The organism is Agromyces terreus, assembly GCF_009749465.1.
GTDB classification, from domain to species: Bacteria; Actinomycetota; Actinomycetes; order Actinomycetales; family Microbacteriaceae; genus Agromyces; species Agromyces terreus.
On record NZ_WBIS01000004.1, the window covers coordinates 45,769 to 61,182 of the forward strand.

At 73.5% G+C, this 15,414-nt stretch carries 15 protein-coding genes; 5 read left to right on the forward strand and 10 right to left on the reverse strand.

Annotation, left to right across the window (positions count from 1 at the left end):
- Nucleotides 1-35 precede the first annotated feature (35 nt).
- The 4 genes from GQQ92_RS10370 to GQQ92_RS10385 form a co-directional block, all read right to left on the reverse strand.
- Entirely contained in the window at nt 36-704 is a 669-nt protein-coding gene (locus tag GQQ92_RS10370) for an ECF transporter S component (RefSeq protein ID WP_197738202.1), read from the reverse strand.
- Between the two features lie 12 nt (nt 705-716).
- Nucleotides 717-1,586, reverse strand: coding sequence for a siderophore-interacting protein (locus GQQ92_RS10375; protein ID WP_156999194.1), 870 nt, complete (start codon nt 1,584-1,586; stop codon nt 717-719).
- Between the two features lie 105 nt (nt 1,587-1,691).
- Nucleotides 1,692-2,702, reverse strand: a complete 1,011-nt coding sequence (locus tag GQQ92_RS10380) for an energy-coupling factor transporter transmembrane component T family protein (RefSeq protein ID WP_156999195.1) — start codon at nt 2,700-2,702, stop codon at nt 1,692-1,694.
- Nucleotides 2,699-4,489 carry an ABC transporter ATP-binding protein gene (locus GQQ92_RS10385; protein ID WP_156999196.1) on the reverse strand — a complete coding sequence of 597 codons (1,791 nt, stop codon included), beginning with the start codon at nt 4,487-4,489 and terminating at the stop codon, nt 2,699-2,701. The genes GQQ92_RS10380 and GQQ92_RS10385 overlap by 4 nt, the downstream gene beginning before the upstream one ends.
- A 185-nt stretch (nt 4,490-4,674) precedes the next feature.
- Between GQQ92_RS10385 and GQQ92_RS10390 the strand changes: the two genes are divergently transcribed.
- Nucleotides 4,675-5,091: a transferase gene (locus tag GQQ92_RS10390; protein WP_197738203.1), complete on the forward strand. Its 417-nt coding sequence runs from the start codon at nt 4,675-4,677 to the stop codon at nt 5,089-5,091.
- A 20-nt stretch (nt 5,092-5,111) separates the two neighbouring features.
- Here GQQ92_RS10390 and GQQ92_RS10395 read toward each other — a convergent pair whose 3' ends face one another.
- The 4 genes from GQQ92_RS10395 to GQQ92_RS10410 all read right to left on the reverse strand — a co-directional run bounded on the left by GQQ92_RS10395 (nt 5,112) and on the right by GQQ92_RS10410 (nt 9,550).
- A complete protein-coding gene (locus GQQ92_RS10395; RefSeq protein WP_156999198.1) occupies nt 5,112-7,007 on the reverse strand; it encodes a carbohydrate-binding domain-containing protein in 1,896 nt (631 codons plus the stop codon).
- Between the two features lie 11 nt (nt 7,008-7,018).
- Nucleotides 7,019-7,792, reverse strand: coding sequence for a polyphosphate polymerase domain-containing protein (locus tag GQQ92_RS10400; RefSeq protein ID WP_232057632.1), 774 nt, complete (start codon nt 7,790-7,792; stop codon nt 7,019-7,021).
- A complete protein-coding gene (locus GQQ92_RS10405) occupies nt 7,789-8,364 on the reverse strand; it encodes a DUF4956 domain-containing protein (RefSeq protein WP_156999199.1) in 576 nt (191 codons plus the stop codon). The genes GQQ92_RS10400 and GQQ92_RS10405 overlap by 4 nt, the downstream gene beginning before the upstream one ends.
- A 130-nt stretch (nt 8,365-8,494) precedes the next feature.
- On the reverse strand, nt 8,495-9,550 hold the full coding sequence (locus tag GQQ92_RS10410) for an LLM class flavin-dependent oxidoreductase (RefSeq protein ID WP_156999200.1): 1,056 nt from the start codon (nt 9,548-9,550) through the stop codon (nt 8,495-8,497).
- Between the two features lie 258 nt (nt 9,551-9,808).
- Here GQQ92_RS10410 and GQQ92_RS10415 point away from each other — a divergent pair, with 258 nt between their 5' ends.
- Both GQQ92_RS10415 and GQQ92_RS10420 read left to right on the forward strand, forming a co-directional pair.
- Nucleotides 9,809-11,344 carry an FAD-dependent oxidoreductase gene (locus tag GQQ92_RS10415; protein WP_197738204.1) on the forward strand — a complete coding sequence of 512 codons (1,536 nt, stop codon included), beginning with the start codon at nt 9,809-9,811 and terminating at the stop codon, nt 11,342-11,344.
- Between the two features lie 234 nt (nt 11,345-11,578).
- The gene (locus tag GQQ92_RS10420) at nt 11,579-12,760 is read left to right on the forward strand and encodes a baeRF3 domain-containing protein (protein ID WP_156999201.1); all 1,182 of its coding nucleotides are present in this window, start codon (nt 11,579-11,581) and stop codon (nt 12,758-12,760) included.
- Nucleotides 12,761-12,898: 138 nt separating this feature from the next.
- Here the strand turns inward: GQQ92_RS10420 and GQQ92_RS10425 are convergent, their stop codons facing one another.
- Entirely contained in the window at nt 12,899-13,282 is a 384-nt protein-coding gene (locus tag GQQ92_RS10425; RefSeq protein WP_156999202.1) for a hypothetical protein, read from the reverse strand.
- Between the two features lie 116 nt (nt 13,283-13,398).
- On the opposite strand from GQQ92_RS10425, the gene GQQ92_RS10430 reads away from it, so the two are divergent.
- Nucleotides 13,399-14,397, forward strand: a complete 999-nt coding sequence (locus GQQ92_RS10430; RefSeq protein WP_156999203.1) for an LLM class F420-dependent oxidoreductase — start codon at nt 13,399-13,401, stop codon at nt 14,395-14,397.
- 103 nt (nt 14,398-14,500) lie between these two features.
- On the opposite strand, the gene GQQ92_RS10435 is transcribed toward GQQ92_RS10430, so the two are convergent.
- Entirely contained in the window at nt 14,501-14,776 is a 276-nt protein-coding gene (locus GQQ92_RS10435; protein WP_156999204.1) for a glutaredoxin family protein, read from the reverse strand.
- A 172-nt stretch (nt 14,777-14,948) separates the two neighbouring features.
- Here GQQ92_RS10435 and GQQ92_RS10440 point away from each other — a divergent pair, with 172 nt between their 5' ends.
- Nucleotides 14,949-15,377: a YdeI/OmpD-associated family protein gene (locus tag GQQ92_RS10440; protein WP_156999205.1), complete on the forward strand. Its 429-nt coding sequence runs from the start codon at nt 14,949-14,951 to the stop codon at nt 15,375-15,377.
- Nucleotides 15,378-15,414 lie beyond the last annotated feature (37 nt).

A 15,414-nucleotide genomic window follows, 5' to 3' on the forward strand; every position in this document is an offset into this window, starting at 1 on the left:
GGGGGTTGAAGGGGAGGGTGAGGGCGGCGGAGGTTTCAGACTTGGGCTGCGGGCCCGGCCGGTGCTGTGGCATCCGTCGGTGCTGCGGCATCCGTCGGTGCTGTGGCATCCGTCGGTGCTGTGGCATCCGCCGGGCTCGTGGCATCCGTCGCCTTCACCCGGCGGACCGGGCGCTGCAACCCGCGCGCGACCCCGGTGCGGTCGAGCCGGCGCGCGATGAGCAGTCCGAGCCACACGCCCGCGAGGTTCGAGAGCACCGACAGCACCGGGTACGCGACCTGCGCCCAGAACGGGAACCGGTCGACGCCGAGGAACGGCATCGAGTAGAGCGCGTACGGGAGCGCGAAGGCGGCGGCGCCGACGTAGAAGATCCACGGGCGGAACGAGCGGTAGAGGCCGAGCGCGAGCGGGATCTCGACCATCGCGCCGATCATGAGGCACGTGAGGATCGCCGACGGGCCCTGCGGCGTCAGCACCGCGTTGATGAGCCCCGCGATGAGCGAGGTCAGCAGGCCGACGCCCGGCTGCCGCAGCAGCGCGAGCGCGACCACGAACGGCACGCTCCAGATGCCCGCGAAGGCCGCGTAGAGCAGCGGGATCGCCGGGGCGACCGCCGTCGACAGCACGAAGGCCGGCACGAGCAGCAGGCCCGCGGCGGCGCCGATCGCGGCGCAGGTGAGCAACAGGCGGGTGGGGACGTTCATGCGGCGCATGGTTCAGGCTCCGATCAGCTGGGCGGCATCGACGGCGGGGGCGCCCTTCGGCAGGCGCCAGTAGCCGCAGAAGCTCACGTCGCCCTTCGCCCAACCGCGCTCGGTCACGAGCAGGCGACGGATGCCGGTGGCCAGCCCCGACTCGCCGACCGCGTAGGCGTGCGCGGCGACCGCGCCCGGAACCTCGACGGCGGATGCCGCGGCGTACGCGCCCGCGCCCGGGCGATCGCCGTGCTGCCGCACGACCCAGTGCACCACCACGCCCGCGGGCTTCGGGAACTCCTGGGCGTCGGCCGCGTCGGGGATCTCGACGATCGCCGCGCCGGTCACGTCGGCCGGGAGCGAGGCGCAGATGCCCGCCACGGCGGGAAGGCCGGTCTCGTCGGCGACGAGCAGGAACCACGACGCCGCCTCGGACGCGTCGAAGCCGTAGCCCTCGTCGAGCAGTCCGACGCGGTCGCCCGCGCGGCATCCGGCGGCCCAGGCTGCGGCGACGCCCTCGAGCGCGCCCGTGTCGGGGCTCTCGTGCAGCACGAAGTCGATGTCGAGCTCGGCGCCCCGGTCGGCCGTCGCGGCACGGAACTCGCGCACCGTGTAGTTGCGCATCGTCGGACGCACGGCCTTCGGGGTGCGCAGCAGCTGCGCGTAGCCGAGGTACCCGTCGCGGTCGGGCAGTCGCACCTCCGCGGCATCCGCCGGCGGCAGGAACAGGCGGAACCACTGGTCGTATCCGCGGGGCGTGAAGCGGTCGATCTCTGCGCCGCCCAACGTGACCCGCACGAACGACGGGCTGACACGGGCGGTGGCGAGGACTTCGAGCTCGATCGGCGCGGTGCGCTCGGGCTTCACCTGGCGGCTATGCGTCTTGGGCATCGGGGGACCTTCCGGGGTCGTGGGCGTGGATGGAGGATCGGGCGGCGGCCTGGGCGGCCTGGGCGGCTGCGGCGCGGGCGGGGCGGGCGGCATGGCGGGCGGCGCTCACAGGCCCACCTCGGTGCGATCGGGCGTGACGCCGCCGAGCCCGGCCTGCAGCGCCCACCAGTAGATGCCGAAGGAGACGGTCCAGAACAGCAGGACGAAGACCGTGTCGCGCGCCCGCCAGCGGCTGATCGTGCGCTCGGTGCGCGTCGGGTGGGCGCCGAACGCGCGCGCGTCCATGGCGAGGGCGACGCGCTCGGCGTGCCGGATGGCGCTCGCGAGCAGCGGGATCGCGGTGCCGACGGTGCGCTGCACGGCCGCGAACGGTCCGCGGCCGGCATCCGTCCCGCGAACGCGGTGCGCGGCGCGGATGACCTCGAGCTCGTGTCCGAACCGCGGCACGAAGCGGAGCGCCGCGAGCGCCGTGTATCCGATGCGGTAGGGCACGCGCAGGTTCTGCACGAGCGCGCGCACCAGCTCGGGGCCGCTCGTGGTGAGCCCCGCGATGAGCGAGAGCATGAGCAGCGCCGCGATGCGCAGCGCCGTCGCGAGGCCCACGAGGTACGCGGCGAGCGTGAACCGCCAGTCGCCGATCTCGAGGAGGACGACGGATGCCGCGGCGCTGCCGTTCTCGATGCGGTCGGGGTCGACCCAGATGCCGAAGCTCAGTCCGAGCACGAGGATCGCGACGGGAACCCCCAGGAGCAACGCGGCGAGGGCACGGCCCGAGAGCCGCGCGCCGACGACGAGCAGGCCGAGCGCGACCACGATGAACGCCAGCGGGATCGCGATGCCGCGCGTGAAGATGAGGGCGAGCATCACCGGCAGGGGCGCGGCGAACTTCGCGAGCGGGTTCAGGCGGTGCAGGAACCGGATGCCGCTCGTGGGCGCCTGCTCGGCGTAGGGGTCGCGCGGGGCGACCGTCGGTCGGGGAGGCGTGCGGGCGGGGTCTGGTGGCCGGGTTCCGCTGGTCTCGAGACGCTGCGCTGCTCGACCGGCGGGGTGTGGGGCGCTGGTCTCGAGACGCTGCGCTCCTCGACCGGCGGCGGCGGCGGTGTCGGCGGCGCTCATGCGGCGGCCCGATCGCGGACGGGAAGCTGCGACATCCGCGTGACCGCGTGCCATTCGGGGTGTCGCTCGAGCCCTCGGGTCGCCCGGGCGAGGGGCGGATGCCGCAGCCCCGCCGCCTCGATGAGCGGGCCCGCGAGCACCTCGGCCGTCGGCCCGGAACCGAGCAGGCGCCCGTCGCGCATGACCGCGATGTGCGTGGCGTGGTCGGCCACGAGCTGCAGGTCGTGCGTGACGACGAGCACGGTCGTGCCCTCGCGGTTGAGGTCGGCGAGGATGTCGAGCAGTTCGGACGCGCGGGCGCGGTCCTGGCCGAACGTCGGCTCGTCGAGCGCGAGCACGGGAGCGCCCGCGACGAGCGCGGTGCCGACCGAGAGCCGGCGCTTCTGCCCGCCCGAGAGGAGGAACGGATGCCGGTCGCGGTGCTCGGTCAGGTCGAAGCGCTCGAGCATGCGCTCGACCTCGGCCCGCCGGGCGGCCTCGTCGACCCCCTGGAGGCGCAGTCCGAGCTCGAGCTCCTCGGCGACGGTGTGTGCGACGAACTGGTGCTCGGGGTTCTGGAAGACGAATCCGATCTGCCGGGCGCGCGACCGGGCGTCGGCGCGGGACGGATCCATGCCGAGCACGTCGATGCTGCCGCGCGGCGCCGGGATGACGCCGGCGATCGCCTGGAGCAATGTGGTCTTGCCCGCTCCGTTGGTGCCCACGACGGCGAGGAAGTCGCCCGCGGCGACGTCGAGGTCGACCCCGTCGACGACGATCGGCCCGCGTCGTCCGCCGCGGCGGACCGAGCAGTCGCGCACCCGGATCGCGGGGGCGGCGGGCGCGGTCGCAGCTGCCGCGTCATGTCCGGGCACCGCGGCCGAGACGGGCGCGGCCGTGACGGACGCGGGCTCGTGCGCAGGGGCGGGCTCGCGCGCGGGCGCGGGCAGCGCAGGCTGTGCGTCGAGCGCGGCGCCGAGCTCGGCGGGGCTGAGCGGCAGCGGGTCGAGCGCCACGCCGGCGTCGCGCAGCCGCAGCGCCGCGAGTGTGGAGACGGGCAGCCAGACGCCGAGGTCGAGCAGCTCCTCGGCCCGGCCCTGGAGCACCTCGCGGGCGGGGCCGTCGATCACGAGGCGTCCCGCCGCGTCGAGGACGACGACGCGGTCGACGATGTCGACGGCCGCGTCGAGGTTGTGCTCGACGAGCACGATCGCGTGGTCGCGCTCGCTGGCGAGTTCGCGGAGCACGGCGTAGACCTCGTCGATGCCGGCCGGATCGAGGTTCGCCGTGGGCTCGTCGAGCACGAGCACGGGTGACGCGAGGGCGAGGGCGCAGGCGACGGCAAGGCGCTGGCGACCGCCCCCGGACAGCACGTCGGGGTTGTCGGCCCGGCGCTCCCAGAGCCCGACGAGCTTGAGCGCCCGCTCGGCGCGCTCGAGCACCTCGGCGGCGGGCACGAGCCGGTTCTCGGGGCCGAAGCACACCTCGTCGAGCAGGGTGCCGGTGACGACCTGCGCGTCGGGGTCCTGGAAGACCATGGCCACGTGCTCGCTGAGCTCGGCGACGGTGTGCTCGGCGGTGTCGAGCCCGGCGACGCGCACGGTGCCGGCGAGCGTCGCCGGCACGGCGTGCGGGATGAGGCCGTCGAGCGCGAGCGCGAGCGTCGACTTGCCGCATCCGGACGGCCCGAGCAGCAGCACCACTTCGCCGGGGACCACCTCGAACGACACCGCCGACGGGGTCGCGCGCTTCGCCTCGTCGTGGCGGATGCTCACGGCGTCGAGGGTGATGAGGGGTTCAGCGTTCACGTGTCTCGCCAGATCGGCCGGCGCACCGGATGGGGGCTGCCGACCCGACGTCGGCTTAGGACAGCCTAACCTTGGAACGCGGATGCTGCGACACCGGGTTGCCGCGGCATCCGGGAATGCACCGGCGAGCGCGTGTGTTGTACATGTGTCCGGGTGCGGAGGATCCGCGCCGGAAGGAGGAGAACGTGGGCATCAGTTACGTCGAGTTCGAAGACGAAGCCGGGGTCCTGCGTCGCTACCGCAAGCACGTCAACGGCCGCGGTCTCGTCTCGACGACCGCGAAGGTCGATGCGACCGCCTTCGTCGACCCGACGGCGTACGTCGACCCCGGTGCCGAGGTGCAGCGCGGCGCGCAGATCGAGCACGGCGCCTGGGTCGAGGCCGGGGCGATCATCGCCGAGCGTGCGACCGTGGGCGTGAACGCCCGGGTCGGGCAGCGCGCGGTCATCGGCCGCAACGCCGTGGTCGGCCCCTTCGCCGTCGTCGGCTCGGGGGCGAAGGTGCAGAACGGCGCCAGGGTCCCCCGCGAGTACGTCGTGGAGTCGGCCGCCGAGTACCGGGCGTCGGGCGACGACCTGCGCCGCCTCGGCCTCGCGGCCTAGGCGGGCGCCGGCCGCCCCCGTCAGGGGCGCGGCGGCTGGCCGCCGCCCGCGACCATGGTGCCCTCGGCCTGATCCTGCTCGCCGGCCACGCCGGATCCGACGCTCGTCGCGCCGTCCGCGCTGCCCGAGGCGCTGAGGCCGCCGAGCGCGTCGCCGCTCCCCGTGCCGCCCGCGACGAGCGTGTACGCCTCGCCGTTCACGAGGTCGGGCGAGGTGAAGACGACCGATTCGGTCTGCTTCGCGGCCGTGTACGTGGCGACCACCGTGCCGTCGGATGCCACGAGGTGCAGCACGGTGCCCGCGGCGACGGGGGAGTCGAGCACGACGGCGACCGCGGCCTGCGCGGAGTCGACGTCGGGCGCGACGAGCATGCGTGCGCTGCCGGCCGCGATGAGCGTGCCGCCCGACACGTCGAACGCGCCGTCGGCGTCGAGCGGGCCGTTCATCTGCTCGGTCGGCCCGTCGACGACGGTCGTGCCGCCGGTGACCGTCGCGTCGCCGTTCACGTCGATGCCGTCGCCGCTCTCGCTCGTATGCACGACGAGCGTGCCGCCCGAGATGAGGAGGGTGCGGCCCGACGATGACGCGGATGCCCCGAACCCGTCGCCCGGTGCGCCGCCGCCCGCCTCGGTGCCCGAGCCGTCGGTCCCGCCCGCGACGTTGATGCCGTCGTCGCTTCCGGTGATGTCGGAGGCGCCGCCGCTGATCGTGATCGCCGCGGCCTCGAGGCCCTCGTACGACTCGGTCACGGTCAGTCGGCCGCCCGAGACCGTGAGGGCGACGTCCGCGTGCACGCCGTCGTCGCCCGAGGCGAGGGTGACCTCGCCCGACGCGAGATGCGCGGTGTTGTCGGTGTGCAGCGCGTCGTCGGACGCGTCGACCTGCACGGTGCCGCCGTCGACGACGACGTACACGTCGCCCTTCACGCCCTTCGTCGAGGTGTCGGATGCCGCGGAGCCGGCGCCCCCGCCCGCGGTCACGTCGAGCGTGCCGCCCCAGACGACCGCGTCGGTCGCCGCGTCGATGCCGTCGGCGCCCGAGACGATCGCGACGTCGCCCCCCGCGATCGCGACGTAGCCGCGCTCGGCCTCCTCGGCGTTGTCGGACTTGATGCCGTCGCCGCCCGCCGTCACCTCGACGGCGCCCCCGACGATCATGACGAGGTCCTTGCCTCGGATGCCGTCGTCGACCGCGTCGACGGTGAGGTCGCCGCCCGCGATCGTGAGGGCGTCGCGGCTCGCGATGCCGTCGTTGCCGTTGCCGTGCACGTCCAGCGAACCCGAGCCCGAGATGACGAGGTCGGCGGCGCTCGCCAGCGCGGCGTTCGCGGACTCGTCGTCGGCGTAGCCGGAGGCATCCGACAGCGAGTTCTCGCTGCCCTCGGCGAGCACGAGCTGCACCTCGTCGGCGGCGACGATGTCGATCGCGGCACCGTCGGCGTTCGCGATGTCGACCCCGTCGAGCACGATGGTGACGTCGGCGTCGGCCGCGTCGACCGACAGCTGCCCGTCGAGCGATCCGGTCACGAGGTACGTGCCGGCCGCCGAGACGGTGACGGTGTCGCCGTCGACGGCCACGCCGTCCGCGGCCTCGGGGTCGGCGAGGTCGATCGGGACCGCGGTCGCCGGGTCGTACTGCGCGATCGCCGTCGGCGCCTCCTCGTTGTCGGCCATGACCTCGGCCGCGCTCGCGCCGGGCTCGACGGCCTCGGCCTGCTCGATCGTCACGGTCGAGTCCTCGGAGGCCGAAGAGCTGGAGGCGGACGAGGAGGCGGCGCCCTCGCTCGCGCAGCTCGCGAGCAGCAGCGTGCCCGCCAGGGCCAGTGGTGCGGCGGCCATCAGCCAGGGGCGCCGGCGGGCGCGGGCGGGGCGGGTGGGCTCGGGGGCCCCGTCGTGGTTCGTGCGGAGGGTGTTCATGTTCGGTCCTTTCAGCGACTCGCGGTCGCGGTGGCGAAGTGGCGGCGCAGCACGGGCGTCCACCGGTTGGAGGGGAGGTCGGGTCGCAGGGCGGCGAGTCCCGTGGCGTACTTCGAGACGCTCGTGGGCCGATGTCCGAGCGCCCAGAGGGCACGGTCGACCGGTCCGGCGCTGCCCCCGGACTTGGTCTCGACGATCACGGACGACGGAGTCGCCAGACGCCGGCCGTGCGGCCCCAGCTCGACCCATTCGAGGTCGACGTCGATGGTCGCGCGGGTCCCGCCCGGCACGAGCAGGGTCGCCCGCCGGTACCGGGTCGTGAGCACGGGCACGAACGGGTCGGCGTCCGGCGGCGTGATGCCGGCCTCGTCGAGGGTCGACGCCGCATAGGCGAGGGCCTCGCCCGTGAGGCGGGTCGAGGCATCCGGATCGATGCGGACGCGTTCCTTGACCGTGACCGAGCGGCCGCCGCGCGTCTTGACCTCGAGGAAGCTCAGCGCGGAGTCCACGTACGAGCGGGTGCGGATCTTGTACCGCCGACGTCGTCCGTGCGCCGCGAGGTGGTAGCTCGCGAGCCCGGGGCTGTCGAAGTAGACCGACTCGTACCGCGACGACCGCTGACCGTCGATCTCGAGCACGCGCGTGGCGGCCGGCAGGTGCGCGAGCAGGTCGGGCACGATGGCGGCGGGCAGCATGTACTTGCGGTCGACGCGGGTGAGCAGCCCGGCCGCGTCGTTCAACTCGTCGAGCCCGACGGGGTCGAGCTCGTGCAGGGTCGCGATCACGACGCCACCAGCTCGCGAGCGGATGCCGCGTGGTGCAGCTCGTAGCGCACGTCGACGCTCGTCGTGTCGTTCACGAGGTCGAGCCGCTCGATGCGGACCGCGCGGACGCGCCCCCCGAGGAGGAGCTCGAGGTGCTCGCGCAGTTCGGCCTCGTCGGCGATCGCCCGGTCGATGACGACGATCTGCCGACGGTACCGGCGCATGACCCTGCCGTTGTCGACCGCGGCGAGGACGCCGACCACGAGCGCCATGAGCGCCGGGCCGGCCCAGCCCATGCCGGCGCCGAGGCCGCCGATGAGGCCGAGCGCCAGCGACGCGAAGTAGTACGCGACCTCGTGCTGCTGCACCTCGCTCGAACGGAGGCGGATGATCGACAGCACGCCGAACAGCCCGAGGCCGAGCCCCGCTCCGACCGCGGTCGAGCCGAGCACGAGCGACACGGCGAGCACGCCGACGTTCACGGTCAGGAAGGCGATCAGCAGATCGCGGCGCCGATGGCGCGGGAAGTACAGGCCGAAGACCAGGGCGCTGATGGCGACCAGGTCGACGGCGAGGAGGATGAGGGGATCCATGGGTGCTCCGAACGTTCGTCGATGCACCCATCCAGCCAGCCGGGCCCGGCCGTCGACTATGACGAGCCGATGAGGTTCCTATGCGTCCGAGCGCGGTTCGCTGAGTGTCGGCGCTCGCCGCGTGCGGGGCCTACGCGGCGGACGTCAGCTCGGCGGCGAGCAACTCGAGCGTCTGCTCGCGGCCGGGCGAGGCATCCGCCGGCTCCTCGGCGAAGGCGCCCGCGATCGGCGAGATCATGACCTCGTCGATGCCGTGACGGCTCGCGAGCCCGCGCAGTTCGGATGCCGCGGCCGACGGGTCGCCGATGATCCAACGCCGCTCCATGCCGGCGATGAGCCCCTCGACCGTGCTGTCGGCCGGGGCCGCCTGCGCCTCCTCGACGGTCTCGAGCTCGCGCATGGGCAGGTTGGCGCGCAGGCGCGCCATCGCCCGCATCTGCGGCAGCGCCCGGGCCCGCGCCTCCTCGGACGTGGGGGCGACCGACGCGTTCGCCGTGAGGAAGGTCTCGGGCGCCGGATGCGCCTCGCTCGGCCGGTACTCGGTGCGGTAGAGCTCGAGCGCGCGCTCGAGGCCCTCGCCCGAGAAGTGGTTCGCGAACACGTAGGGCAGCCCGAGCTCGGCCGCGAGCTTCGCCGAGTAGTCGCTGGATCCGAGCAGCCACACCCGGGGTGCACCGGCCGCCGCGGGCGTCGCCGTGATCGCGTACTCGCGCCCGCTCGTGAGCCGCAGCGTCGCGCCGTCGGGGGAGACGAGGCCGAGGATGTCGGCGATGTGATCGGGGAACCGGTCGACGTCGGCCGTCGGGCCCGAGATGCGCAGCAGTTGCGTGATGACGGGGTCGCTGCCCGGCGCACGGCCGAGGCCGAGATCGATGCGTCCGGGTGCGATGGCCTCGAGCGCGGCGAACTGCTCCGCGACGACGAAGGGCGCGTGGTTCGGCAGCATGACCCCGCCCGATCCGACGCGGATGCGCTCGGTCTGGGCGACCGTCGCGGCGATCAGCACGGGCGGCGTCGTCGAGGCCACCGAACGCATGTTGTGGTGCTCGGCGAACCAGTAGCGGGTGAACCCGAGCCGATCGGCGAGCTTCGCCAGCCGCACGGATGCCGCGACGGCCCCCGCACTGGTCTGGCCGCTCCGCACGGGAACGAGATCGAGCACGGACAGGCGCAGTGAATCGGACATCTCCTGCGACAACCGCGCGCCGCGGTCGGATATTCCGCGCGCCGAGGCATCCGCTCGGCCGGCCCGCTCGACCCCGCGCGCGGCGCCGCGCTTCGAGGGATACCCCTGAGGCAGGAGCAGGGATCCCACTGGCGCGCGCGGCGCGCGGCGGTCGTTGTATGGGTCTCGCGTTCGTGCGTGCCGACGGGATCCCCCGCGGCCGTCCGCCTCCGATGCGAGGCTCGGGCCCGCGGCGCGATCCATCGAAAGGAACCATCAGTGAACACCCCTGTGTCCGGCGCCGCCTCGAGCGCCGCCCAGCCCGCCGAATCCGTCTCGGTGATCGTCGACGCGTCGACCGTCGACGCGTCGATCGCCGCGGAGCAGATCGCCCCCGTCGTCGACCTCGCGTCGGCTCGCATCAGCCACGAGCTCGCCGAACTCGGCCGACGACTCGACGGACGGCTCAGCCTTCCCGGCGACGCCGGCTGGAACGCCGATCGCACCGCCTGGAACCTCGCGGTCGACCAGCGCCCCGCCGCGGTCGTCGTCGCCGGCAGCGCCGACGACGCCGTCGAGACCGTGCGCGTCGCCGCGGCCCTCGGGCTCGGCGTCGCCGCGCAGGCGACCGGCCACAACGCCGCGCCGCTCGCCGCGCAACCCGGCTTCGACGAGGTCCTGCTGATCAGGCTGTCCGAGCTGCGGGGCGTCGAGATCGACGTCGAGGCCCGGGTGGCCCGCATCCAGCCGGGTGCCCAGTGGGGCGACGTCGTCGCGGCCGCCGCGCCGCACGGACTCGCCGCGCTCGCCGGATCGTCGCACGACGTCGGCGTCATGGGCTACACGCTCGGCGGCGGCGTCAGCTGGCTCGCCCGATCGCACGGACTCGCCGCGAACCAGGTGCTCGCGGCCGAGATCGTGACCGCCGACGGGCGCCTGCGCCGCATCGACGCCGAGCACGACGCCGACCTGTTCTGGGCCGTCCGCGGCGGCGGCGGCGACTTCGGCGTGGTCACGGCGCTCGAGTTCCGTCTCTTCCCGATCGCCGAGGTCGTGGCGGGCATGCTGCTCTGGCCCCTGGACGCCGCGGAGCTGGTGCTGCCCGCTTGGGCGGCCTGGACCGCCGAGCTGCCCGACAGCGTCACCTCCACGGCCCGCGTCATGCGCCTTCCCGCGCTGCCGGAACTGCCGCCCTTCCTCTCCGGACGGGAGCTGCTGCTCATCGAGGCCGTGTGCCAGGAGAGCCCCGACCGGGCGGCCGAGCTGCTCGCGCCGCTGCGTGCCTTCTCGCCCGAGATCGACACCGTGCACCCGCAGCCCGTGGCCGAACTGCTCCAGCTGCACATGGACCCGCCCGAGCCCTCGCCCGCCTTCGGCGACGGCATGATGCTCTCCGACCTGACGCCCGAGGCCGTTCGCGCGTTCCTCGACGCCGTCGGGCCCGGAGCCGACACCACGCTCCTCGTCGCCGAACTGCGGCACCTGGGCGGTGCGCTCGATCCGGATGCCGCGCTCGCCCTCGCCGCGGAGCACGACGTGCCGGCGCCCGGCATCGTCGCGGGCTTCGACGCCCGCTACCTCGTGTTCGCCGGCGGCATTCCCATGCCGGGCGTCGGCGATGCGCTCGTCGCCTCGCTCGGCCGCCTGTTCTCGCGGATCGAACCGTGGCGCGCGCCCGTGGAGTACCTGAACTTCAGCGAGAGCCGGCGTCCGGCCGAGCGGCTGTTCGGCGAGCGCGTGCATCGCCTGCGGGCGATCAAGCGCGCGGTCGACCCGAACGGGCTCATCCGGTCGAACCACCCCGTGCTCGGCTGAACGGCCGGTCGGGGCATCCGCTCGGGGCATCCGGTCGCGGCATTCGGTCGGTGCCGGGGAACGCCGGGTCGCGGCATCCGCTCATCGTCGTGAGCACGCGTCGGGTGACTCGCGAGCCAGCGCCCGCGCGCCCCGTTCCGTCGCGTCGCGCTCTGGGGGTGTCGCTCGAGGCCTCGCCTTCATAGGCTGGGGTCACGCGACATCGCCGTCGCACGATCCACGGGGGAGGAACGAATGACGCTCCATCACGAGCTGCCGACCAGCGCCGATTTCGCAACACTGGCGGGTGAACACCGACCGGCCATCACCGTCTACGCGTCGACGTCGCCCGTGGTCAACGAACGCGAACGCGCGGAGGTCTCCGTCAAGAGCGCGTTCGACCACGCGATCGACCAGATCAAGCTCGGCGGCGCCCCGGCATCGGAGCTCGACGCCCTGCGCCGCGAGCGCGACGGCGTGCTCGGCGACCTCGCCCTGTGGGGTGCGCTCTCCCGCTCGCTCGCGATCTTCGTCGCCCCCGGCTTCTCCGAGGTGTTCGTGCTGCCCAATCGGCTCGACGACGCCTGGCACGTCGGCTCGCACTTCACGCTCGGCCAGCTGCTCCGGGCGCCGAGCCAGGATCAGGAGGCGTTCGCCCTCACCCTCTCCGCCCACGAGTGGAAGCTCTGGCACGCCACGCCCACGGCCCGCGCCGAGCGGCTCGCGACCGACCCGTCGCATCCGGCCGACCTCGACGCGGCCACGAACCGCGAGCCCGGAGAGCACAGCCCCCGCGGCGGCCAGCACGGCGACCGCGGCGAGGTCGGCGACGAGCGCAGCAAGAAGCTGATCGACATCTACGCCAAGCGCATCGCCGACGCCGCCAAGCACGAGCTCGCGGCCACCGATCCCGACGCGCGCGTGCCGCTGCTTGTGTTCGCGGCCGAGCCGCTGCTCAGCGCGTTCCTCGACCGCGCCCGAAACGGCCGCCGCATCGTCGGCGTGCCCGGCTCCCCCGACCGCCTCGGCGCGGCCGAGATCGACTCGGCCGTGCGCGAGCAGCTCGCCCGCCTGAACATCGCCGAAGCGGATGCCGCGCTCCGAGGCCTCGCCGAAGCGAACGCCGGCCGGGTCGAACGCGACCTCGCGGCCATCGCCAGGCTCGCCGCCGACGGCGCCGTCGAGACGATCTGGTTCGACTTCACGACCTCGGTCAACGGCACGCTCGACCGCGAGAGCGGCGCGATCGAGTTCGCGACCGGCAACGGCACGGGCGACGCCCTCGACGACGGCACGCCCGCCGGTGACCTGCTTCCGCAGCTCGCACTGCTCGTCGCCGCGAAGGGCGGACGCGTCGTCACCGTCCGCGGCGAAGACCTCGATGGCGGCTCATGGCATGGGCCCGCCGTCGCCGAGCTGCGCTTCGCGCTCGCCTGACGCCGGCTGCTCGCCTGACGCCGGCCGGGTCGAGCACGCCCGATCGAGATGCAGGAAACGGGGCGCCATCCTCGCTGTGAGCGGGGGATGGCGCCCCGTTTCCTGCAGCAGCGAGGCTGCGCCTGCGCTGCGCCTGCCTCAGGAGACGACGGATGCCGCAGCGCGCCGGGTCGCGGCATCCGATCGGCCGTTCGGAACGACCTCGACCACGGGAACGCTGAACGGCTCCCGCCAGGCGAAGCGGATCACGACCTCGGTCGCCTGCGATCCCTCGATGATCGCCTCGACCGGGGTGTCGACCAGCGCGCGGCGCCGACGGCCGCGCGGCGCCCGCTCGCGCAGTTCGAGCCACAGGCTCTCGGGATGCGGCACGACGCCCGGGTTCGCGGCGACGAGCGAGAGCTCCCAGCCGCTCGTCGGGCACAGGCCGAAGCCCGTCACGTGCACGATGCGGCCGGCCGACGATGAGACGGCCGTGGCGGTGAAGTCGCTGGCGGAGAATTCGCAGTGAGTCGTGTTCATTCGGAGCACCATACGGATGCCGCGGCGCGGCGTCCTCAGGGACAGCGCTGAGATCGCGGCATCCGCCCGCGCTCGACCCGGCGACCTGCGGCGCCGACCGTCCTAGGCTGAACCACATGCGATTCGGAATGTTCATCCCCCAGGGCTGGCGCCACGACCTCGTCGACATCGACCCGGCCGAGCACTGGCAGACCATGCACGACCTCGCCGCGCACGCGGATGCGCCCGACTCCGGCTGGGAGTCGATCTGGGTCTACGACCACTTCCACACGGTGCCCGTGCCGAGCGAGACCGAGGCCACCCACGAGGCGTGGACCCTCATGGCCGCGTTCGCCGCCTCGACCTCGCGCGTGCGCCTCGGCCAGATGTGCACGTGCGTCGCCTACCGCAACCCCGCCTACCTCGCGAAGATCGCCGCCACCGTCGACCTCGTCTCGGGCGGCCGCACCGAGATGGGCATCGGCGCCGGATGGTACGAGCACGAGTGGCTCGCCTACGGCTACGGGTTCCCCGACGCCCCCGCACGCCTCCGCGCCCTGCGCGAGGGCGTGGAGGTCATGCACCAGGCGTGGACCACCGGCCGCGCCACCCTCGACGGCGAGTTCTGGCAGATCTCCGACGCGATCGTGCAGCCCAAGCCGCTCCAGGACGGCGGCATCCCCATGTGGATCGCCGGCGGCGGCGAGAAGGTCACGCTCAAGATCGCGGCGAAGTACGCGAGTTACACGAACTTCAACGGCGGCGCCGAGACCTTCGCGCACAAGAGCGACGTGCTGCGCGGCCACTGCGAACGGCTCGGCCGCGACTTCGATTCGATCGTGCGCTCGTCGAACTTCAACACCGTCGTCGGAACGGATGCCGCAGACGTCGAACGCCGCCTCGCCGCCGTCGAGGCGCGCGTCGCGCCGTACCTCGGGCCCGCGGGCACCGAACGGTACCTGCAGGGCATGCACTCCGACGAGTCGCTCGTCGGCACCGTGAGCGAGGTCGTCGCCAAGCTCGAGCAGCGGCGCGAGCTCGGCCTCGGGTACGCGATCCACTACTTCCCCGAGATCGCCTACGACCGCAGCGGGCTCGAGCTCTTCGAGGCAGAGGTGATGCCCGCGCTCGCGTAGCGCGGCGTGCGCACGCCCGAGACGACGAAGACGGGACGACGAAGCCGGGCCGACGAACGAGGTCGGCCCGGCTTCGGTGTCTTCGGCTACGTGGGGACGCCGCTTACGCGGCGAGTTCCTCGTCGAGCTTCGCGCCGAGCTCGGCGTCGGTCGGCTCGGTGAAGTGGGTTCCGTCGGGGAACACGACCACGGGGATCTGCGTGCGGCCCGAGATCGCCTTGGCGCGGTCGGCGCCGTCGACGACGACCTCGAGGTCGACGTAGTCGTAGTCGACGCCGCGGGCGTCGAGCAGCGCCTTCGAGCGGCGGCAGTCGATGCACCACTCGGCGCCGTACATCGTGATGCGGGCAGGGTTGAGGTCAGTCGCGGGGGAAGTCATATCCATAACCTACGTTGCGAGGCTGTGCGGTATTCCCAGCCACCTGGGCCGGCGTGCGCGCGCTCGGTCCGAGATGCAGGAAACGAGGCGGCATCCCCTCTGTGAGGGGTGGATGGCGCCTCGTTTCCTGCAGACTGCATCGGCGACGGCGCGGCGGTGGCAGACTCTCGGCATGCGATTCGAGTCGACGATGGCCCAGATGGGCAACAACACCGGCATCGAGGTGCCGGAGCAGGTGATCGAGGCGCTCGGCGCGGGCCGCAAGCCGCCCGTGGTCGTGACGGTCAACGGGTTCGAGTACCGCAGCACGGTCGCGGTGATGGGCGGGCGCTACCTGATCGCGTTCAGCTCGGACAAGCGGGCGGCGACCGGGATCCGCGGCGGCGATGCGATCGTGGTCGACCTCGAGGTCGACACGCAGCCGCGCACCGTCGAGGTTCCGGCAGATCTCGCCGAGGCGCTGGCGGATGCCGGTGCGCGGGCGGCGTTCGACAAGCTGGCGCCGAGCGCCCGCAAGGCGCACGTCACCAACGTCGAGTCGGCCAAGGCGCCCGAGACCCGGCAGCGCCGCATCACGGCGATCGTCGCGAAGCTCGCCTGACCCCGGACCACGTTCGATCGTTGCGCCGCGCGCCGCG